Source organism: Sapientia aquatica (genome assembly GCF_004358105.1).
GTDB classification, from domain to species: domain Bacteria; phylum Pseudomonadota; class Gammaproteobacteria; order Burkholderiales; family Burkholderiaceae_D; genus Solimicrobium; species Solimicrobium aquaticum.
The window spans coordinates 150,594-172,758 of sequence record NZ_SMYL01000001.1 but is presented as its reverse complement, the minus strand read 5'-3'; the positions used below and the strand labels follow the sequence as shown (position 1 = coordinate 172,758).

Annotated in this window: 17 protein-coding genes and 1 other RNA gene; 5 read left to right on the top strand and 13 right to left on the bottom strand. The window is 48.4% G+C overall.

Annotation, left to right across the window (positions count from 1 at the left end; genetic code table 11):
- Window positions 1-172: 172 nt before the first annotated feature.
- Genes cmk through gyrA form a run of 6 tightly spaced genes read right to left on the bottom strand, consistent with a single transcriptional unit; the run spans window position 173 to window position 8,094 of the window.
- On the bottom strand, window positions 173-844 hold the full coding sequence (cmk, locus tag E2I14_RS00805; protein ID WP_133324476.1) for a (d)CMP kinase: 672 nt from the start codon (window positions 842-844) through the stop codon (window positions 173-175).
- Between the two features lie 27 nt (window positions 845-871).
- Complete coding sequence (gene aroA, locus E2I14_RS00800) at window positions 872-2,194, bottom strand: 3-phosphoshikimate 1-carboxyvinyltransferase (RefSeq protein ID WP_133324474.1); 1,323 nt, start codon at window positions 2,192-2,194, stop codon at window positions 872-874.
- A gap of 44 nt (window positions 2,195-2,238) precedes the next feature.
- Window positions 2,239-3,168 carry a prephenate dehydrogenase gene (locus tag E2I14_RS00795; RefSeq protein WP_227544545.1) on the bottom strand — a complete coding sequence of 310 codons (930 nt, stop codon included), beginning with the start codon at window positions 3,166-3,168 and terminating at the stop codon, window positions 2,239-2,241.
- A gap of 45 nt (window positions 3,169-3,213) precedes the next feature.
- Window positions 3,214-4,290, bottom strand: a complete 1,077-nt coding sequence (gene pheA, locus E2I14_RS00790) for a prephenate dehydratase (RefSeq protein WP_133324470.1) — start codon at window positions 4,288-4,290, stop codon at window positions 3,214-3,216.
- Window positions 4,291-4,306: 16 nt separating this feature from the next.
- Complete coding sequence (gene serC, locus E2I14_RS00785) at window positions 4,307-5,410, bottom strand: 3-phosphoserine/phosphohydroxythreonine transaminase (RefSeq protein WP_133324468.1); 1,104 nt, start codon at window positions 5,408-5,410, stop codon at window positions 4,307-4,309.
- Complete coding sequence (gyrA, locus tag E2I14_RS00780; protein ID WP_227544577.1) at window positions 5,407-8,094, bottom strand: DNA gyrase subunit A; 2,688 nt, start codon at window positions 8,092-8,094, stop codon at window positions 5,407-5,409. The genes serC and gyrA overlap by 4 nt, the downstream gene beginning before the upstream one ends.
- A gap of 674 nt (window positions 8,095-8,768) precedes the next feature.
- Here gyrA and ompA point away from each other — a divergent pair.
- The 4 genes from ompA (at window position 8,769) to ssrA (ending at window position 11,338) form a co-directional block, all read left to right on the top strand.
- The gene (ompA, locus tag E2I14_RS00775) at window positions 8,769-9,452 is read left to right on the top strand and encodes an outer membrane protein OmpA (protein ID WP_133324466.1); all 684 of its coding nucleotides are present in this window, start codon (window positions 8,769-8,771) and stop codon (window positions 9,450-9,452) included.
- A gap of 101 nt (window positions 9,453-9,553) precedes the next feature.
- Window positions 9,554-10,249: a bifunctional 2-polyprenyl-6-hydroxyphenol methylase/3-demethylubiquinol 3-O-methyltransferase UbiG gene (gene ubiG, locus E2I14_RS00770; protein ID WP_133324464.1), complete on the top strand. Its 696-nt coding sequence runs from the start codon at window positions 9,554-9,556 to the stop codon at window positions 10,247-10,249.
- On the top strand, window positions 10,246-10,932 hold the full coding sequence (locus E2I14_RS00765) for an HAD-IA family hydrolase (RefSeq protein WP_133324462.1): 687 nt from the start codon (window positions 10,246-10,248) through the stop codon (window positions 10,930-10,932). Before ubiG ends, E2I14_RS00765 begins: the two co-directional genes overlap by 4 nt.
- 45 nt (window positions 10,933-10,977) lie before the next feature.
- Window positions 10,978-11,338: a transfer-messenger RNA gene (ssrA, locus tag E2I14_RS00760) on the top strand.
- Between the two features lie 528 nt (window positions 11,339-11,866).
- Here ssrA and E2I14_RS00755 read toward each other — a convergent pair.
- Window positions 11,867-13,489 carry a methyl-accepting chemotaxis protein gene (locus E2I14_RS00755; RefSeq protein ID WP_133324460.1) on the bottom strand — a complete coding sequence of 541 codons (1,623 nt, stop codon included), beginning with the start codon at window positions 13,487-13,489 and terminating at the stop codon, window positions 11,867-11,869.
- An 878-nt stretch (window positions 13,490-14,367) separates the two neighbouring features.
- Window positions 14,368-15,669, bottom strand: coding sequence for an MFS transporter (locus E2I14_RS00750; protein WP_133324458.1), 1,302 nt, complete (start codon window positions 15,667-15,669; stop codon window positions 14,368-14,370).
- A 263-nt stretch (window positions 15,670-15,932) separates the two neighbouring features.
- Between E2I14_RS00750 and E2I14_RS19230 the strand changes: the two genes are divergently transcribed.
- The gene (locus E2I14_RS19230) at window positions 15,933-16,394 is read left to right on the top strand and encodes a hypothetical protein (RefSeq protein ID WP_165967712.1); all 462 of its coding nucleotides are present in this window, start codon (window positions 15,933-15,935) and stop codon (window positions 16,392-16,394) included.
- 72 nt (window positions 16,395-16,466) lie between these two features.
- On the opposite strand, the gene E2I14_RS00745 is transcribed toward E2I14_RS19230, so the two are convergent.
- Genes E2I14_RS00745 through E2I14_RS00725 form a run of 5 tightly spaced genes read right to left on the bottom strand, consistent with a single transcriptional unit; the run spans window position 16,467 to window position 22,101 of the window.
- Window positions 16,467-16,724, bottom strand: a complete 258-nt coding sequence (locus E2I14_RS00745; RefSeq protein ID WP_319945916.1) for a SemiSWEET transporter — start codon at window positions 16,722-16,724, stop codon at window positions 16,467-16,469.
- A complete protein-coding gene (locus E2I14_RS00740) occupies window positions 16,721-17,224 on the bottom strand; it encodes a flavin reductase family protein (RefSeq protein WP_133324456.1) in 504 nt (167 codons plus the stop codon). The genes E2I14_RS00745 and E2I14_RS00740 overlap by 4 nt, the downstream gene beginning before the upstream one ends.
- A gap of 47 nt (window positions 17,225-17,271) precedes the next feature.
- Window positions 17,272-20,094 carry an ATP-binding protein gene (locus E2I14_RS00735; protein ID WP_133324454.1) on the bottom strand — a complete coding sequence of 941 codons (2,823 nt, stop codon included), beginning with the start codon at window positions 20,092-20,094 and terminating at the stop codon, window positions 17,272-17,274.
- A 5-nt stretch (window positions 20,095-20,099) separates the two neighbouring features.
- Window positions 20,100-20,732, bottom strand: coding sequence for a hypothetical protein (locus E2I14_RS00730; RefSeq protein ID WP_227544544.1), 633 nt, complete (start codon window positions 20,730-20,732; stop codon window positions 20,100-20,102).
- 10 nt (window positions 20,733-20,742) lie between these two features.
- Window positions 20,743-22,101, bottom strand: a complete 1,359-nt coding sequence (locus E2I14_RS00725; protein WP_133324452.1) for a hypothetical protein — start codon at window positions 22,099-22,101, stop codon at window positions 20,743-20,745.
- Window positions 22,102-22,165 lie beyond the last annotated feature (64 nt).

The window sequence follows — 22,165 nt, the reverse complement described above, 5'->3', positions numbered from 1 at the left end:
TTGCACAAGCGGCTTATTAAATAAGACTCAGGTGAATCAAACTGGGTTAGGTTAAAAAAAATCCAACATAGCCTTGCGCTATCCTGAACCGTACTAGTTGCACAGCTTGCGCTGGGCGCGTAATTTTGTATCAAACCTCATTAAAAATATGCAATTAATGACTATTTTTAACTTAGTTGTTCGCATCTTGAACGTATTGTTCATACTGTTTTAACACCAACTCAACAGCCTGCTGTATCGTCAAATCGGATGTATCCAACATAAATGCACCTTCGGCGGGCTTTAAGGGAGCGGTGCTGCGATTTAAGTCGCGCGCGTCTCGCTCGGTCAGATCCTGCAAAAGGTCTTGTATATTAGCAGAAAATCCCTTGCTAATCAATTGCTTAAATCTTCTTTCTGCGCGCGCTGCCACACTGGCAGTTAAATATATTTTTACTTCGGCATCGGGAAATATCACTGTTCCCATGTCACGACCATCGGCAACCAAGCCCGGCGGCGCAGAAAAATTCTTTTGTAATTGCAGTAGAGCCGCTCTTACGGCTGGCAACACGGCGATTTTTGAGGCGGCATTCCCGATTTCTTCAGCGCGAATTATGTTGCCCACTTCTTCTTGCTCAAGAAAAATTTGCTCGCCCACAAATCGGCACGGCAAATTTAACGCTAACTGAGCAATCGCTGCCTCATCGTCCAACGCTAATTGGTGACGCAACGCCGACAAAGCCGTTAAGCGATAGAGTGCGCCCGAATCCAAGTAATGAAAGCCCAGCGCCTTAGCGACCAATTGGGCGACAGTGCCTTTGCCGGACGCGGTGGGACCGTCAATAGTAATAGTTGGATTCGTCATAGTATGTCCGCTATCGCGCCTGTTAAATTAATACTGTTTAATCGTAGCAAACGCCGAAAAATAATCCGGGAAAGTTTTCGCCACGCATTTTGGATCAAGAATCCGAATCTTTGTACCTGCCCGCGCCACGCCGTTTAAGGTCGCCAACGAGAAACACATCGCCATGCGGTGATCGTCGTACGTTTCAATGCTGGCTGGTTGCAATTGCGCTGGCGGCGTGATCGCCAAATAATCCGCGCCCGCTTCAACTTGTGCGCCGAGCTTTGTCAACTCGGCGGCCATCGCGTCAATCCGATCGGTTTCTTTTACCCGCCAGCTACCGATATTACGCAATACGCTGGTGCCATTGGCGTACAAAGCAGCAATCGCAATCGTCATCGCCGCATCAGGGATGGCGTTGAAATCGGCATCAATGGCTTTCAACACTCCATTGCTGCGCGCCTCAATCCAGTTCTCGCCCAGCGCAATACTTGCGCCCATTTTTTCTAAGGCTTCAACAAACCGCACATCACCTTGAATACTGTTGCGACCGACTCCAGTTACTCGCACCGGACCACCGCAAATCGCGCCAGCCGCCAAAAAGTAGGACGCCGAGGAAGCGTCGCCTTCGACGTGAATTGTGCCGGGACTCTTATAGAACTGCCCGGCTTCGATAATGAATTTCTGCCAGCCTTCACGTTTGACCAGAACGCCAAAACGCGCCATTAGATTCAACGTGATTTCAATGTAAGGCTTAGAAATCAGCTCGCCAATCACCTCAATCTCGATATCCTGCTCAGCCGCAATTAGTGGCGCGGCCATTAATAACGCCGTTAAGAATTGGCTAGAAACATTACCGCGCACCTGCCAGCCATTTGGACGAATTTGACCACTTTGGATGTGCAGCGGAGGGAAACCAGGCACACCAGTATAAGTAATTTGGGAACCTACTCGCTGCAACGCATCGACCAAATCACCGATCGGGCGTTCATGCATGCGTTCAACACCGTGCAGAGTGTAGTCGCCGCCCAGCACACCTAACGCAGCGACCAAGGGGCGAATTGCCGTTCCGGCGTTGCCCATAAATAAATCAGCGTGCTTAACTGGAAATTTGCCGCTCACGCCACGTACTAGATAATTTTGACTAACGCCTTCTTGCTCCCATTTCACGCCAAGGCTATGCAAAGCGTTGAGCATGACTAAGGTATCGTCCGATGCTAGCAATTCACTGATTTGCGTGTCGCCCTCAGACAAAGCGGCCAATAACAAGGTGCGATTAGAAATGCTTTTTGAACCTGGTAACTGGATCACGCCTTGAGCGCGGGTCACGGGATTAAGGTCAATGTAAGGCGGGAAGTGGGGAGTTTTCATAATTAATAATGGGAATTGGATTGCAACGCATAGCACAAATAACGCTAATCGCCACCCTCTTTGGGTGGCTGTTCGGCAGACTCAATCGCTTGAATCCAACGGCGGCGTGCGGCTTGCGCGTTACTAAAAATCGCCAGTAGTTCAGCACCATCACTTTGCTTAAGCGCATTCGCGACGCGCTGCAATTGTGCTTGGTAGTGCGTCAATTCATCCAACAAAGCGGCGCGATTAGCCAAGCTAATATCGCGCCACATTTCAGGCGATGAACCGGCAATCCGCGTGAAATCGCGAAAACCACTGGCGGCATATTGAAAACGTAATTCAGCTTGTGGCTGTTCGGTAATTTGATCCACCAACGCATAGGCCAATAAATGTGGCAAATGGCTGACCGCAGCAAACACGTGATCGTGCTGGGATGGTGTCAAATAATGCGGCACTGCGCCGCAACGTTGCCAGGTGGTGGCAACTAGGTCGATCGCGCTTTGAGCATTTTCTGGCAAAGCGGTAATCACTAATTTTTTAGCTTGGTACAAGCTGGCGATAGCCGCATCTGGGCCGTTGGATTCGCGCCCCGCAATGGGATGAGCCGGAACGAATTGACCGATTTTATCCTGTAAGGCTTTGCGGGCCGACACCTCAACATCGGCCTTGGTGCTACCTGTATCGGTCACGATAGTGTGTGCTTCGAGATGTGGATAAATCGCGCTCAATATCACTTCTGTTTGCGCGACAGGCGCAGAAATCACAACCAGATCGGCGCCCTGTAATGCTGACGCAATATCGGTGCTGGCTTCGTCAATTATTCCTAATACCAATGCGCGCTCAAGGGACGCCGCGCTACGTTCTAGACCAACCAAATGAATAGCAGCAGAATTTTTTTTAAGCGCCAATGCAAACGAGCCACCGATCAGACCAACGCCGATGATGACGACTTTTTTTAATTGCTCATTTGCGGAAGTTGCGACCAAAATCACCTCACTATGCAGTACTAAAATAAGGTGAAATCACCTTCGCACGGGTTAATTACTTAGCGGATAGGAACCCAAAATTTTGAAGAACGCGGCACTATTTTTTAATTCATTCAATGAACGAGCTACGGAATCATCCTGTTGATGGCCTTCAACGTCCACGTAGAAATAATATTCCCATGTACCAGTGCGGGCAGGACGCGATTCAAAGCGCGTCATTGAAACGCCAAATTGACTAAACGGCGCCAATAAAGAATACACAGCGCCCGCTTTGTTCGGCACCGCTAACACGATCGAGGTTTGATCCTTGCCGCTTGGTGTGCATTGCGTATTTCCAATCACGGCGAAGCGCGTGCGGTTGTGCGGATCGTCTTGAATGTGGGCATGCACGACTTGCAATTCATATTGCGCGCCAGCCGTTTCTCCAGCTATCGCAGCCACAGTCGGGTCAAGGCTTGCCATACGTGCTGCCTCTCCGTTCGATGCCACAGCAATCCGTTCTATCGTTGGGTAGTGCTGATTGAGCCACGCCTGACATTGCGCTAACGCTTGCGAATGCGCGCAGATCTTTGTCACGCCAGCGAAGTCGCCCGAGTTTGTCATCAAGCTGTGTTGCACTGGGATCGATAGTTCGCCACTGATCGACAAACTGGTTTGCAACAACAAATCGAGCGTCCGATTGACCGCGCCTTCGCTCGAATTTTCAACCGGCACAACACCAAAATCGGCAGTGCCAGCCTCGGTTGTGCGAAACACTTCATCGATCGAAATGCAAGGCAGCAAAACAATTGCGTGACCAAATTGTTGAAATACGGCTTGCTCGCTGAAGGTTCCTGCTGGACCTAAATAAGCAACGGTGACGCGACGTTCTAGTGCGCGGCAGGCCGACATAATTTCGCGGAAAATTAACTGAATATCGAGACTAGGTAGCGGGCCAGGATTGCGTTCCGCCACACCGCGTAATACTTGCGCTTCACGCTCAGGGCGAAACACGGGCGCGTTAGTATTCGCTTTGAGATGACCAACTTGCTGCGCTAACTCAGCGCGGGAATTGAGCAATGCCAAAATTTGCGCGTCAACGGCATCAATTTTTTCGCGGAGCGGTTTTAATTGCTGATCAATACTCATGGCATTCCTTGCACAATTACGGGTGATGACGTTGCTCGAACTCTTGCATAAAATTGACTAACGCTTGCACGCCTTCGTATGGCATCGCGTTATAAATTGAGGCGCGCATTCCGCCAACTGAGCTATGTCCTTTTAATTGCAACAAACCGCGCTCTTTGGCTGCACTCAGGAATTGCGCATTCAACGATTCATCACGCAAAAAGAATGGCACGTTCATACGTGAGCGGCATTCCTTAGCGATACGGTTTTCATACAACTTGCTGTGATCGATAAAGTCGTACAGCAAAGCCGCTTTGGCGATATTGTTTTTTTCTAATGCAGCCACGCCGCCTTGACGTTTAATCCATTGAAACACCAGGCCGGCGATATAGATCGCGTAGGTCGGCGGCGTGTTATACATGGAGTCGTTGTCGGCAACTGTTTTCCAATTGAACGCAGAAGGACAAGAGGGCAAAGCATGGCCCAATAAATCGTCGCGCACGATCACTATTGTTAATCCCGCCGGGCCAATATTTTTTTGCGCACCGCCATAAATGACACCGTAATCGGCCACGTTAATGACGCGTGACAAGATATGCGAAGACATATCGGCCACAATTGGCGCGCTAGATTTTGGAACAAAGTTGTATTCAACGCCGTCGATGGTTTCGTTGGTGCACAGATGCAAATAGGCCGCGTTAGCGGACAATTTCCAAGTCGATTCATCGGGAATAGCGTTGAATTTACCCGCTGGATTGAGCGAGCGCGCATCCGCAGCCACATGCACATTGGCGTATTTTGCGGCTTCTTTGATGGACTTTACCGACCAAGAACCGGTGCAAACATAATCAAGCACAGCCGATTCGCTTGAACCATTTAACCTAGCCAGATTCATCGGCACAATCGCGTTTTCAGCGATTGCACCGCCCTGCAAAAACAGGATTTTGTAGTTACTAGGAACAGCTAACAATTCCCGCAAGTTCTGCTGCGCATCCGCCAAAATCGACATAAATTCAGCACCGCGATGACTCATTTCCATCACCGACATGCCACTTCCGTGCCAATCCAACATTTCTGATGCTGCTTGCTGCAAAACTTCTTTAGGCAATACAGCCGGGCCTGCGGAAAAGTTATAAATCATTCTGCCGCATCCTCCGCCGCATCATCACCTTCTGCACCCTTCTGTTCGGTTGAGTCGTCTTGCGCGCCAGAACCGTTATCGCCGTTTTCATACACAACTTCTTCGATGTCGGTTTCAACAATACGCTGCAAGCCACTCAGCTTCGTGCCATCTTCAACGGCGATCAAGGTAACGCCTTGCGTAGCGCGGCCCATTTCGCGGATTTCGGCAACACGTGTGCGAATCAAAACGCCGCCGGTAGTAATCAACAAAATCTCATCAGTTGAATCAACCAAGGTTGCCGCGACGACTTTACCGTTGCGCTCTGAAGTTTGGATCGCGATCATTCCTTTGGTGCCGCGACCGTGACGCGTGTATTCAGTAATCGGAGTGCGCTTACCGAAGCCATTTTCTGTTGCAGTCAAAACTGACTGCTGTTCGTTTTCGGCGACCAGTAAAGCGATAACTTGCTGACCATCTTCCAAATTCATACCGCGCACACCGCGCGCTGTTCGACCCATTGGACGCACATCGTTTTCATCGAAGCGAACGGCTTTGCCCGAATCGGAGAACAACATCACGTCGTGTTTACCATCAGTCAAGGCAGCGCCAATTAAGAAATCGCCTTCATCCAGATCAACCGCAATAATTCCGGCTTTACGTGGATTGCTGAAATCGCTTAAGGCCGACTTTTTCACCACGCCAAGGCTGGTTGACATGAATATATAACGATCTTCTGGGAAGCTACGGTTATCGCCCGAGATCGGCAAGATCACGGTAATTTTTTCGCCATCATGCAATGGGAACATATTCACGATTGGCTTACCACGTGAATTACGCGAGCCTTGTGGCACTTCCCAGACTTTCAACCAATACAGACGTCCGCGATTACTGAAGCACAAAATGTAATCGTGGGTATTAGCGGTAAATAATTGTTCAATCCAATCATCGTCCTTGGTCGCCATGGCTTGCTTGCCGCGACCACCGCGTTTTTGCGCGCGGTATTCGGACACTGGTTGAGACTTCATGTAACCGGTATGCGACAGGGTCACAACCATGTCTTGCGGCGTGATCAAATCTTCTGTTTCTAATTCAGTGGCGTTGTGGACGATTTCAGAACGACGCTCGTCTTTTGAACCGATGCCGTATTCATTCATTGCCGACGTCAATTCATCGGTAATGATCGCCGTAACGCGCGAAGGCTTGGCCAAAATATCCAACAAGTCAGCAATTTGAATCATCATGTCTTTGTATTCATTGACGATCTTGTCTTGCTCTAAACCGGTCAAACGTTGCAAGCGCATTTGCAAAATTTCTTGCGCTTGGTCGTCCGACAATTTGTACATCCCGTCGGCTTGAATGCCGTAATGCTTAGGCAAATTCGCTGGGCGGAAAGCATCAATACCCGCTTCGTTATCGGCACTTGTACGCGCCAACATTTCGCGCACCATCGACGAATCCCATGAGCGACTCATCAATTCCGACTTCGCCATTGGCGGCGTTGGAGCGGCTTTGATGATGGCGATGAAATCATCGATATTCGCTAAAGCAACGGCTAAACCTTCAAGCATATGACCGCGTTCGCGTGCTTTCTTCAGCTCGAATACCGTGCGGCGTGTGACTACTTCGCGGCGGTGCGACAAGAAGCAATCCAACATCTGCTTCAAGTTCAGCAACTTAGGCTGACCATTGACCAAGGCCACCATATTCATACCGAAGGTGTCTTGAAGTTGCGTCTGCTTATACAGATTGTTCAGAATCACGTCTGGCACTTCGTTGCGCTTTAATTCAATCACAACGCGCATACCGGATTTATCGGATTCATCGCGAATATCTGAAATACCGTCTAACTTTTTATCGCGCACCAATTCAGCAATGCGCTCTAACAACGATTTTTTGTTTACTTGGTACGGCAACTCATCCACGATTAACGCGGTACGACCGTCTTTGCCATATTCTTCGTAGTGGGTTTTAGCACGCATCACAACGCGACCACGACCGGTGCGATAACCGTCGCGCACCCCAGAAACACCGTAGATAATTCCAGCGGTCGGGAAATCTGGTGCAGGAATAATTTCAATCAACTCATCAATACTGCAATCTGGATTATTCAACAGATGCAACGCACCAGTGATGACTTCAGTAATATTGTGCGGCGGAATATTGGTCGCCATCCCAACGGCAATACCAGACGCGCCATTGATGAGCAGATTTGGAATGCGGGTTGGCAATACCGACGGTTCTTTTTCTTTACCGTCGTAGTTGGGGACAAAATCGACTGTTTCTTTATCAATGTCAGCCAAAATCTCATTGGCAATTTTCGATAAGCGGCACTCGGTATAACGCATCGCCGCAGCGTTATCGCCATCGACCGAACCAAAGTTGCCCTGACCATCCACCAAGGTGTAGCGCAAAGAGAAATGCTGCGCCATCCGGACCAAGGTGTCATAAATAGACGCATCCCCGTGCGGATGATATTTACCCATGACCTCACCCACCACACGCGCACATTTCACGAATGGTCGGTTATAGACGTTATTCATTTCATGCATGGCGAACAACACACGTCTATGCACTGGTTTTAAACCATCTCGAACATCGGGCAAGGCACGGCCAACGATAACGCTCATGGCGTAATCGAGGTAACTCTTGCGCATCTCTTCCTCAAGGGAAATCGGGAGTGTTTCTTTAGCGAATTGATCCATAGTCATGCGGGCAGTCTTTTTAACTTGACATTAAGGGTAAAACGCCAGATCCCATCGGTACAAAATCGCGCTTGCCGTGCATTCCACTAACAAACTGCAACCCATATCGACGAGCGCCTCGGCGCCTCATCAGCAAATTTGACAACATATTTACACTGGAGCAACTCAGTCCAGCGTGCCAAACCGCCAATTCTACCATGCGATAGCCCGAAAATCGGCTGTTTTAGCCACCGATCGGTCAACAATAATTGATTTCAAACGCAAAATTTAGCGCCAGAAATAAATTGAAAAAAATCTGAAAAATTTTGAAAATGCAAGAAAAAATTTTCCAAAGACTGACAAAAAGCCCCGATAATTTAACAAAATATGACAATTTCATGACCACCGATTATGCCAATCTCTTGCATTCAAGCAACCTCCAACGCGATATGTAAATTTACGTAGAAATACGTAAATTTTGTTGTAAAACAGCAACGCAACACAAATATATCGTTATTTCAAATTGCTAAACTCAATCATCGACAAGGGCTTATGGCAGAATTGCGCTCAAGCACATTGCCGTGGAAACTACCTAGCAGCAATGTTCCGTGGTGTTTGGCAAGTATGGTAAAATTTATTTTTTTGTATCAATCGCGCAGAGTTTTCTGCGAAAGATCTCACCCGAGAGGAGAAACATGAACACATTAGCAAAATTGGTTTTCGCAGCGTCTGCAGCATTGTTGGCAATCTCTGCATCAGCACAAACTTCCGAAATCAAAGACATCCCAGCACCAAAACCATACAGTGCTTACGTGCAAGATGCGCAAGGTAACATCGTGCGTGATGCATACGGTCTGTGCATCCACACTGGTTACTGGACACCGGCCGATGCAATCGTTGTAGGCTGCGATGGCGTTGAACCACCAAAACCAGCTCCAGTTGTTGCTCCTGCGCCAGCGCCAGCCCCAGTTGTTGCTCCAGCACCAGCTCCAGTTGCCGTTAAACCAGCTCCAACTTCTGAAAAAGTCAGCTTCGCTGCTGATGCTCTGTTCGATTTCGACAAAGCAGTATTGAAACCAGAAGGCAAAGCTAAAATCACTGAATTAGTTACTAAGTTAAAAGACATCAACTTGGAAGCTATCGTTTCAACTGGTCACACTGACTCAGTTGGTAAAGCTGAATACAACCAAAAACTATCTGTACGTCGTGCAGAAGCTGTTAAAGCATTCTTGGTTTCAAACGGTGTTGCAGCTGACCGCGTGTACACATCAGGCAAAGGCGAAACACAACCAGTTGCTGACAACAAAACAGCAGAAGGCCGCGCTAAAAACCGTCGCGTAGAAATCGAAGTTGTTGGTACTCGTACTATCAACAAGTAATTTGAACTCGCTTCGTAAAAAACCCCGCTTCGGCGGGGTTTTTTATTGCATAATTAGTGGCTTACGTTTTCCAAAACTCACCACGCTCACGACTTATCAATATGAACGCTGATCCTCTTGAAATCCAAAAATTTAGTGACGTCGCCCACCACTGGTGGGACACCAATTCCGAATTCCGCCCATTGCATGAAATCAATCCATTACGACTCGAATGGATTCATGCACGCGCCTCCTTATCGGGAAAAAAAGTCATTGACGTTGGATGTGGCGGTGGAATTTTAGCCGAATCCATGGCAAAAAAAGGCGCAATAGTAACTGGCATCGACTTATCTGAAAAAGCATTAAAAGTAGCCGACTTGCACAGCCTCGAATCAGGGCTAGAGATACGTTATCAACATTGCGCCGCCGAAGAAATGGCAACTCAAGAGCCAGGTCAATTTGACGTCGTTACTTGCATGGAAATGCTAGAACACGTGCCCGATCCAAGTTCCATTATTCAAGCCTGCGCAACAATAGTAAAACCCGGTGGTTTAGTGTTCTTCTCCACGCTTAACCGCAATCCAAAAGCTTATATACACGCAATCCTCGGTGCCGAATATTTGCTCCAAATGCTGCCCAAGGGAACCCACGACTACGCCAAATTCATTACCCCTGCAGAGCTAGCGCAATTCATTCGTAATGCAGGGCTACAAATTGAAACGCTGCGCGGAATGAGCTATAACCCAATCAGCAAAATATATTCACTTAACTCGGATACCAGCGTCAATTATTTAGTCGCTTGCCAACGACCGCTATGAGCAACGCATCAAGCCCTTTATTCACAGCACACGCCGTATTATTCGACCTCGACGGAACACTGGCCGACACCGCCCCCGATCTGGCCGCCGCATTAAATAAGATGCGCACCACACGTGGCTTGCAACCAACGCCTTACGAACATTTACGCCCCCACGCTTCCGCTGGCGCACGTGGACTGTTAGCAGCTGGCTTTGGTGTTTCGCCAGAAGACACAGAATTTGAATCGATGCGCCTAGAATTCCTCGCCAATTACGAAAATGCCATTTGCGTTCATAGCGGGTTATTTAATGGAATTTCAGACCTGATTACCCAACTGGACCAATCCCAGATTCCTTGGGGCATCGTCACCAACAAAGCAGCCAGATTCACACATCCATTAATTCCAATGCTGGGATTAACGACAGCAGCCTGCATCATTTCGGGTGACACTACACCGCATTCCAAACCGCACCCTGAACCGCTATTCGAGGCTGCAAGAAAAGTAGGTATCAGCCCGGAAAAATGCTGTTTTTTAGGCGACGACTTACGCGACATTCAAGCAGCTAAGGCCGCGGGAATGTTCAGCATCGCTGTAGCTTGGGGCTATTCGGGTCAAACGGCCCCCTCACAATGGAATGCGGATCTACTAATCGACCAACCAATCGAGCTGTTTGCGCAAGTTAGTATCGCAGCCCAATGGTAAGTCGCTCAGTGCGGGGCAAAATACGTTATAATCGTATTCTGTTTTGGGGACGACCTGGCTTCGACGTGGGTTACAAAGCAGCGCAGGGCATACCGAGGGCTGGTCACCTCGTAAATACATCCAGAAATTTATAACTGCAAACGATAACTCGTACGCATTAGCAGCTTAATTGCTTGCTAACTCTACACCGTCTCTTCCCTAGGGCGGGCTAGCAATAGCAGTAGAGTCATTCATAGGGAATCGTCTAAAGTCGGGTTACTTGGCTAAAGACTAAATAATAGGTAACTCGTCTTTCCGCAGCGTGTGCGTCCGCGTCGTAAAGATTAAATTAAATGGCAGCACTAAGTATGTAGAACTGTCTGTAGAGTATTTGCGGACGCGGGTTCGATTCCCGCCGTCTCCACCAAAATTACAAAGGTCACTCGAAAGAGTGGCCTTTTTAATTTTGTTCGCAGTTGGGTGAGAATTGAATCCGCGTCCGGCACGGACGCGGGGTGAGCCGGGGTTTCGAGCAGCACTGCTGCGAGCCGGCGAACGACAATGCCCATGCAGGGGCATTGGCTGGCGAGGATGGCCGATTCCCGCCGTCTCCACCAAAATTACAAAGGTCACTCGAAAGAGTGGCCTTTTTAATTTTGTTCGCAATTAGGTGGGAATTGAATCCGCGTCCGGCACGGACACGCGTTGAGCGAGGAAGTTGAGACACACTGTGACGAGAACGAAAACTCTAATACCCATGCATGAACAATCGCTGGGGAGGATGCTCGATTCTCGCCGTCTCCGGCCAGCGCACACCACCAGAAACCTTCGCCACCATATCGAAAAGAAAATATCTCAGTGTGTCAGGGTATGATTTTGGCTCCGAGTTAGCCCCAGTTTCCCTTAATTCGATTGATAGTAGCCAAACCTGCGTTACGTTAGTCTGAAAGCTAGCCTACTGTATCTGTCGACGAGAATTGCTCCGGCGACCTTGCTGCGCCGCATTCCCCGTTTGCGCCACAAGCTTGAATGAATTCACCAAGTCCGTCAGCTTAATGGATTGCTGTTGCATATTTTCGGCGGCAGCGGCGGCTTGTTCGACTAATGCGGCGTTCTGAGTGGTCGATTCTTCCATCTCGGTTATCGCTAGATTGACTTGCTCGATTCCATCGCTCTGTTCTTGACTCGCCAACGTTATGTCGGCCATATAACCTGCCACTTTTTTCACTTGGTTCACGATGTCACTCATGGTGTGGCCGGCTTGGTCCACCAACTTGGCGCCGGTCTCGACTTTCGTCACTGAGTCGCCGATTAACTCCTTAATTTCCTTGGCGGCAGCCGCTGATCGTTGGGCAAGGTTGCGAACCTCGGTGGCGACCACGGCAAAGCCTCGACCCTGCTCACCTGCCCTCGCCGCTTCGACTGCAGCGTTCAGCGCCAAAATATTGGTTTGAAATGCGATTCCGTCGATAACGCCGATGATGTCCACGATCTTGCGCGAGCTTTCTCGAATTGAGCCCATCGTTTCGACCACTTGACCTACAGCGTCACCACCCAAAATTGCCGTGTCAGACGCCGACGAAACCAACTTATTTGCTTCGCGTGCGTTATCGGCATTTTGTTTGACTGTGCTGGTTAATTCTTCCATTGAAGAGGCAGTTTCTTCTAACGAACTTGCTTGGGTTTCTGTGCGGGAGGATAAATCCAAATTACCAGATGCAATCGCGGCAGAATCATTGCTCACGGCTTCCGCCGCTTCCTTTATTTGTCCTACCAGTAATTTGACGTTGATTTGCAGTACGCGCAGGGACTGGACTAATTTGGTTAACTCATCGTTGCCGGTGGCTTTGATGGGGCCAGACAGATCGCCCGCGCTCATTCTTTCAATATCGCGTTGAATACGCGCCAAGGGATGCACCGCCGCGCGAAATATCAGGAAGCCAAATAACACGCTCGTTATAATCCCCAACGCCGCGACAATGATCGACCAAGCAGTTCCACCTTTGCTATCGCTAGAAAATTGCATCAAAAAGTTAGCGATAAACAGAACCATTAAAAAACCAAATGAAGCGATAATTTTTGTGCGAATTGATAAGATATTGAGCAAATCAAAACGCCTAAAAGCAGAGCGCTTAATGACCGCACCTTCTTTAATTTCAAAATCGGAATTGCCGTTCTTAATGTCGCGGTAAATTTTTTCGGCAACGGCGACTTGTTCGCGGCTGGGCTTGACTCGGATCGAGGTGTATCCAACCATTTGACCATTTTCAAGCATGGGCGCCGCATTGGCTTCGACCCAGTAATGATCACCGTTTTTGCAGCGATTTTTCACCAAACCAGTCCAGGCCTTACCGGATTTAATGGTCTGCCAAAAATCGGCGAATGCTTCTACTGGCATATCAGGGTGCCGCACAATATTTTGCGGAGCACCGATCAACTCTTCAGCGGTGAAGCCGCTAATATCAATGAAGTCCTGATTGATGTAGGTAATATTTCCCTTTAAGTCGGTTTTAGAAACAACCGTCTGCGTATCCATCAAAATATATTCAACATTTGTCACAGGTGTGTTGTTGCGCATGATTGCTGCTCCTTGACATGATTTAGAACGTATTCAATCCGAGACAAATTGCTCCGAAAAGTGACTGATACAAACGAAATCGCTCAACGGAATTCCATTAATTTTGATGCGATAAAAGTGAGTATTTTTTGTGGCGGATTGCCGCATTCGTCAGCCAGATTGGCTTGAAAAGAAACCGCAAATTGCTGTACTTACAGCTTCGATATATTTTTTATCGGCAGCCGATTTAGTTTGTTGTGCCCTAATGATTTGCAATACGGCCATGGACTAAATAGTGCGCGCTGCATAAGCCCGCACAATGTCAATTTATTGAACACGAACTTAAATTTCGTACTGAAAATTGCTGCGGCAGAACAAGCCTTGTTATTTTTCCCTAGAAAAAGCTTAGTGTTTTTTTTCTGGGTTTTCAATCCGCAGATCAATATGCGACTATGAATTAACAATAATTTGCAAAATTCAATTTCCCAATTAGTGTCCTGGGTTTAAAAGAAACGGATGCCAGTTTTTCGGATATAAATTTAAGGTGAGAGTTAATTCATTTCTCTATATGTGAATGAAGCTAGGATTTTTTCCGAACAATTTTACGAATGACGAGCTTAATCGATGCGTTGCCTGAGCCGCTTCACAACTAGTGCAGAATCAGAATAGATACTTACTGGGAGGGATATGTTAGAAGTAGGATGGCGCGAATATCCAATGCATCGTTTGAAAACTCTGGGTAAATATCTCCAAACCTAATTCAAACGAGAAAAAACGGCAGTGCGGTTTAGATTAGGCAAATTAAAGAAAAAATTGATTGGAGAATGCCGGCTCAAAAATGCTCGGAAGAGTCGTTAGAACAGCCACTCTCCCGAGCATTTTTAAAAATCACTACTCAACTATTTATTCACCATCTCTTTCGGCACAGCCAAAGTCAACAGCGCTCCGACGATTAACGAACCGGACAGCATATACATGCCGGTATCGGTGCTGTGCGTTAGGTCTTTTAACCAGCCTACTAAGTAGGGACTGACAAAGCCCGCCAGGTTTCCCAGTGAATTAATTAGCGCGATTCCGGCAGCGGCAGCAGCGCCGCCTAAGAATGCCGTTGGCAAGCTCCAAAACAGCGGCAAGGTGGTTAGGATGCCGATCGTTGCAAGAGTCAATGCAGCCATCGCCAAAACGGTGTTGTGACCATATAAAGTGCTCAGTAATAGACCGACACTGCCCAGCACGGCGGGAATCGCTACATGCCAGCGACGCTCGCGATGTTTGTCGGCGCTGCGACCAATTAAGATCATGGCGACGGCTGCGGCGGCGTAAGGGATTGCGGTGAGTAAGCCGATGTCGAGCGGATCGGTTACGCCGGTTGATTTAATAATCGTTGGCAACCAAAAACTGATGCCATATAACCCCATGATGTAGCAAAAATAATTGAACGCCATGAGCCAGATTTTTGGATGTGTCATCACTTGGAGAAAACTCATATCTACTTTGGTCGCTTCTTCATTGGCGATATTTTTAGCCAATAATTCTTTTTCTTCGCTACTCAACCATTTCGCATCGATAATTCTATCCTGCAGATAAAACACCACAACGATACCCAAAACTATCGACGGAACCGCTTCAATAATAAACATCCATTGCCAGCCAGCTAAACCGTATACGCCCGGCAGCGCATGCATAATCCAGCCTGATAACGGACCACCCACTACGCCAGAAATGCTGATAGCGGTCATAAATATGGCGGTGATTTTTCCGCGTCGCGCGGAAGGATACCAATAGGTAATATACAAAATCACGCCAGGAAAGAAACCCGCTTCGGCTGCACCAAGCAAGAAGCGCATCACATAAAAAATAGTCGGGGAGCTAACGAAAATCATCGCTCCAGAAATTATTCCCCATGTGAGCATAATGCGCGCAATCCACAGTCGCGCTCCGACCTTATGCAAGATGACGTTACTGGGAATCTCAAACAAAAAATAGCCGATGAAAAAAACGCCCGCACCGAGTCCGTAAACGGTCTCGCTAAAATTTAAATCTGCGAGCATTTGTAACTTGGCAAAGCCGACGTTGACCCTATCCAAATAGGACGCAACGTAGCAGACAAAAAGTAATGGCATTAAGCGCCAAGTGATTTTGGCGTAAGTCGCTGCTTCAAAGGCGCTGCTGGTCGATTGCCCAGCTCGAGTGTCGCTCATCGTTATGTCTCCGTAGTTTTTGGTTTTAAATGGGGTGCCATCACAACTCTGGCGGTTAGCTTCGGCTGCTCTGTCTGGCTGAAGCAGCCAACCTTGCCGAGCATAGTAATTACAAATTGAGCGAAAGTGTACGAAAACAAACAAATGCATGGGGTGAATAATGGTACACAGTTCACATGAATTAAATTCAGCCGAGCAACAAGCCGGTCAAACAATCCTATTCGAAAACGTTTAAGTATCATCGACAAATAATGAAAGTCCGTATGACACGCCTAATAATTTTAATTGCACTTGTTGCATCCCCACTAGTTTCATTCGCCCAAACCAGCGTTGGAATCTCCATCGGAATTGGTCATCCGAATTATTACGGACAAATTGAAATCGGCAATGTCGCGCCGCCACCAGTGATGTACGCGCAACCGATGATTGTTCAAGCAGCACCAGTTGGCGTGGTATATCAACCGCTGTATTTGCGCGTGCCTTACGAGCATCACCACGATTGGCTTCGTTATTGCTCGCTCTACAATGCGTGCGGTCGTCCGGTGTATTTCGTGGAAGATCATTGGTATCAAAATACCTATGCGCCACAATACCGCAACGAGCATCGTGATCACGATGGTTACCGCGGCGAAGAGCGTCGTGATGAGTATCGCGGTGAACGTCGGGATGAACACCGCGACGAGCGACGTGAAGATCGCCGCGATGATCGCCACGACGAAAGATAAGATATAGGTCCTTGGATCCAGAATAAAAAAGCCAACATCAAGTTGGCTTTTTCTTTTTACCGTTCAGCGGGTTTATTTGTAAATAATCTTCATCACTAAGATAAAACTCGCCAACAGCAAAGTGATCGTATTGGCGATAATCATCGGCCAGACTTGGATCAATATTCCATAGGCCAACCAGAGCGCAATTCCTACGGTAAAAATAATGTACATGCCCAAAGAGACACCTCGGGCATGTTTATTCTTCCACGTCATCCAAGCTTGTGGAACAAAAGCGATGGTGGTTAAGAACGCCGCCAAATAGCCGACGCTATCCACATACTGCATCATCTACCAGAAGCCAATAGTTGACCGCCGTGAAAAATCAACGGTGCTTGAGGATCGACCGCACATTGTTCCACTTCACCCACAAAAATCACGTGATCGCCCTCAGGATAACGGCTGCGGTTATGACATTCAAACCAAGCGATAGCACCTTTTAAAATCGGCAATCCAGTTGAGGACAGTGTGTATTCAACGCCAGCAAAACGGTCAACCGCTGGCTTGGAAAATTGCATCGCTAAATGGCTTTGCTCAGCCGACAATACATTAATCACATAATGACTATTGACCGAAAATACCGGCAAACTGCTGGCCTTGTCCGATAAACTCCACAACACCAGCGGTGGATCGAGTGAAACCGAATTAAATGAACTAGCCGTAATTCCCAAAAAGCTACCGTTATCCAAGCGCGTCGTAATCACGGTCACGCCCGTGGCAAATTGCGACAACGCGCTTTTAAAATGGCGCGTGTCGAACGGCTTAACTTGGGAAGGTTGTTCTTGTTCCATCTAGGGTTTCAGTTAATGTTGGCGAATCGAATAAATCAAAAGTCAGCTTAGGCACGCCGTTGCAATACAAAAATCGGCTGCGCCCATTCTGCCTCTTTTTTCTTCTTGCTGGTAATTAAAGTCAGTTCAGACGGATCGTAGACATCGGTATTGTGGGTCAACGGTGTCGTCATCAAATACTGTGCGTCGGTATTTTTTAAGAACTCACCAACCAATTGAATATTACGAATATCCAAGTGCGCAAACGGCTCATCAATAAACACAAAGCCGCCGCTGCCTTCTTCTGACTTGAGCAAACCGATCAGCAAAATCAAGGACTTCATCACCTGCTGACCACCGGATGCTTCACCATCGTTCATCCCGATCACACCTTTGCCGTCAAACTTAAACTTCACATGCAAACCAGCCTGCGCTAATTGCACGTCGTCGTTTTCTAAGCGCACCGGATCGGCGTGCACTTCGATGCCGGCCAATTCGCCTAACTGTTTAATATTTTTGGCGTAAATTTTAATCGTGTAGCGCAAACGTTCGATGTACGCGCCACGCGCATTAGAAGTCGCTTCAATCGCACGATTGTTTTGGTAGCGGCGTTCTTCGGTTTCCGCCTGCTGACCAGCCAATTGATGATGCAAGCGGTGATGTTGATCAACGACATTAGAATCGGTTTCCCAATCTTCGCTCGCGATATCGAGTTCAAGATTTTTAATCCGTAATTCCACCTGGCGAGCATTGTCGTATTTCTCGACCAAATCGGATAAGTAACTTCCTTGCCGCCAACCGCTAGGCAATTTGCTCCAGCTGTGGCGCGCATCTTTCAACACTTGCGCCTGCGCGCTGCGTTCTTGCGCTAAACGTTGCTCATTATCGCGGCTGTGTTGCTCAGCGATCGCCAAATGCTTTTGCGCGTCTTGCCACGCCATTTCGGAACGGGTTTTAGCAATGGTTGCTTGTTTTAATAAATCGCCCAACTCACCCAAGCGCGTTCCAACTTCGACGCGCGATTTTTTCAACGGCGCGACGTTTCGTGCGGCTTCGGCAAATTCATCCAAACGGGAATGTAATTCTTTGGCCGCATCGACACCAGCTAAACGGGTTTTTAAGTTCGATACGCTGCTAGCTAGCTTGCTAATTTCTAGCGTCAATTGGTCTTCTTGCTGCTCTAAGCGAGGCAGACTTTTTTGTAAGGCATCCAACCGTTGTGCGCGACCGGCTTGACCGAAGCGATAGCGTGCAACATCGACAAACAAAGAACGGCCACCGCGACGTTCACGATGGAACGCGTCAGGCGTAATCCATTCGTCCACGCCCGACAATTGCATCCCTTCGGCAACGTTATCGACGCGACGAATACGCTTGAGTTGATCGATCAACCAGCTTGGTACTGGCGCACTAAATTGCACAACAGACATCAAACTTTGATCGTTTTTGCTATCGACTTTGGGCGCAGCAACGCGCTCGGGCACGATGAAATGGGGATAGCGCACTTGCTCGGCTAAACGAAATGCGGCTGAAGCATCGCCGCTTTGTTCCAACAACATCACGTAAGAAAAACTTTTTAACACGCCTTCTACTGCGCCCTGCCAGCGTGCATCGGTCACTTCGACCACATCGGCCAACATCACGTGCGCGATATTGGCGTCGGTCATTGCGCGGCGCATGCTGCGTACATTTTCAGGGTCGGGCAAACCAGTTTTGCTTTGCAAGCCTGAGATGGTGGCTTGCTGCTCAGCGATTTTTTCGCTTAGTTGTGAACGCTGCTGCTTTAGCTGAGCGAGCTGGGTTTCCTGCTGCTCCAACAACTGCGTGGTTTCAGCAATATCGGTACCGGATTCAGCGGCTAATTTTTCTAGGCGCTGTTTTTGTTCGAGTAAATTTTCTTGCGGCTTTAATTGGGTATTAATTTCAGCCAAGCGTTTTTGCAGCGCTTTTTCTTCTTTTTCCAGTTCGCCCTCTTGCTGCAAATAAGTCGAAAACTGGTGACTCTTTTCAGCCAATTCAGCGCGTTGCTGGCTCAATTGTTGATCTTGCAGTTGGGCGTTTTTCTTCGCTGCGCGCAAAGTTTGGCTAACGCTAGCGTATTGTTTTTTGGTTTCTAAGAATTGCAGACTCGGCAGGATTTGCTCTTGCAAATCACGCTTCTCTTGATTCTTGTGATCCCATTGATGATAGTTCGCCACACGCAGACGCAAGCCTTCCAAATTGGCTTTGGCGACTTCTAATTCTGCTTCAAATTGTTGCAGCTCTTGTTCGGTGTCGTGCTGATGGCGTTTGGCTTCGTCGTAGGCGTCCAAGACTTCTTTATCGCCAAACACTTGAAACACCAAATCCAACAATTGGCGCGGCGCGTATTCGCACAGCTTATCGGTTTCGCCCTGCTCTAAGGCCAAGACTTTAGCCATCGCAGGCGACAAGCCGGCGTTGGCCAAGCGTTTGCGATACGTCTCAACGCCCAGCCAATCGGTGGTGTTGGCGCTGATGACTTCTTCGATTTCTACGCAACCGGGGCGCATTAAATATTGGCGTTTCCAATCGCCGCCATTTTTTTGAATTTGGCAAAACAGCGTAACTTCGTCTTCGCTAAAAAAACCGGACGAGCGAAACGGACGATTCGACAATTGACGACCGACTGGTTTGTTATCGACCACCGCGCGCAACCACGCGATCGGCTGACCAGAGTGACGAGCGTAATGTTTGTAGGTCCGCCCCATTGAGCAATCGAGACCAAACAACGTGCGTAGCGCATCGAGCAGCGTTGTTTTGCCTGAGCCATTTTGGCCGGCGATGGTAATAATCTTGGCATCCAGCGGGATATTTTTAATGCGCTGCCAATAATCCCAATGCACGAGTTCGAGTGATTTAATATGGAACATTTTTATTATTCGATTGGGTTTAATTTAAAAATATCGGCTAACGCGCCGTTGATGATGCGCTCTTTGAGTACGTCGGTGTCCATCATTAAATCGAGCAAGGGACCTTCGCAAATTTGATCGCCTTTGCGCTCAATAAAACCGAGGCGGTTTAAGCTGCCAAGGTTCATATCCATTTTGGTTTTTTTACCGAGCTTATCGCCAAAGTCGCTCAGCAAAGCTTTGTACGAAATCCCTACCGAGGTATCCGCTGCGCGCGGCATGGCTTTTTCTTTACCGAACATATCGTTTTGATCGTCTTCAAACGACAAATGGGCAGACTGTCTTTCGCGCTTAGGCAAAATAATCAATGCCCACAACACGACTAACAAGGCCACACCATCGCGCGCCAAACCGAAATTATTGTTCTGCCAGGTGTCGCGTGCGCCAAACACTTTAGATTCGACATTGCGAATTAACGCCAGCGTTACGTGATCGGCATACACGTTATCGACAAACTTCATGCCACACGCCAGCAAACGCGCATCAACATCGGCGCGGAATAGTTCATCCGTTAAGGCGCGTTTGACCAATTTATCTTCGCGCTTTAAGGTTTGGTGCGTGATTAAACGCGCAATCAATATTTGAGATTCTTGATTCATGTGCTTGTCTCTATTCTTGTTGATCGTTATCGGTGGAGTCGCTGTGCAAAAACATCAGGCGCGAATCGGAGATGCCCGAGACTTCTGGATCATCAATCGCGACCAATTTATCGTTCAACATAAATTGCATATCAAGCCCAGCCAAGCGCGCCGCTGCGCCTTGCAGACTGGCTTGATCGGCATCGCCGATTAGCGGCAATAACGAAGCGCGATATGACGCAACCGCAAAACTGCTTGGCAACAACACTTGTTGCACATCCACGCCGACCGGCAAGCCAGCTTCGCTGCTGCGTTCGTTACTGATTTTGTTCAAGCCCGACAACCATTCGTCTAACTGGGTATACAAAGCGGCTTTATCTTGCATTTGGAATTGGGTTTCCAAGCCATTCGGTAGATCGGTATTCTGGTGCGCACGGACTGCGAATAATTCGGCTTCCGCTACGTCGATCATTTCGCCCGGCGTAGCAAATAATGGCATAACCGGATGATCGATGACTTCGTCCGCCAATGAGGCCAAATCGTCGTGCGCCATGAGCCAGCTCTTAATATCGGAAGTGGACAAACCCGATTGGCCTAAGTGCACACGCTGGCGTTCGATCTGATTGAGCGCGCGCGAAAACATCCCTTGCATATTGAGCAGCGCACTTTGCGCCCGACCAATTGCTTGCGCGGCGCGTTGCGTGGCCGGATCGGCGTTACCGTCTTGGGTAATCGAGTAAATAATCTTGGTGCCTTTTTCTACCCAATCGCACGCGTTATTCCACTTGCCTTGTGAGGCGCGTAAACGGTGTTCTGAACCAGAGGCAATCGCATCGCGAAATTCTTCGGTCAAATCAACCAAGCGTCCCAGCAAATGCTGCAATTGCTCGACCGTGACGCCACCCAAGGCTTGTGCGCCGGCGACTTGGGTGAGTAAGAATCCCATGTCGGCATCTTCGACTTGCTCGGGTGCTTGTTGCGAACCCATCAAACTATCGAGGGCAGACAGCACATTTCGCGCCATCGGTGCGACGCGATAGACCGACGTTGCGGCTTCCCAGATCAGTAATTGGTGTGAGCGCAAACGCGCCAGCACAGTTTCTAAACTGTCTGGCTGAAGGTAGGCCAATTTGGCGTTAATGTCGGAGCGGCTAAAACTAGAAGATTGCGTGTCACCGGCCAATTCACGCAACACCAGCAAGCGCACCAAAACGCTATCAAAACCACCATGAAATAAGGCGGTAAACGATTGCAAAATGGGTTGTGCGCGCTTTAACTGATAAACCTGTTCGATATCGTCGTAAGCGACTTCGGGCTTAAAGTAGGCTTGCAGTGAGCTGCTTTGATCTTCTGGTTCTAAGCTGTCTGGGAGTTCTGTACTGTTTTGCATGGGCAGTATTTTAAGGTATTTTTGTGCCCCGATTTACCTGCGCGGAAGATAAATCGGCATAAGT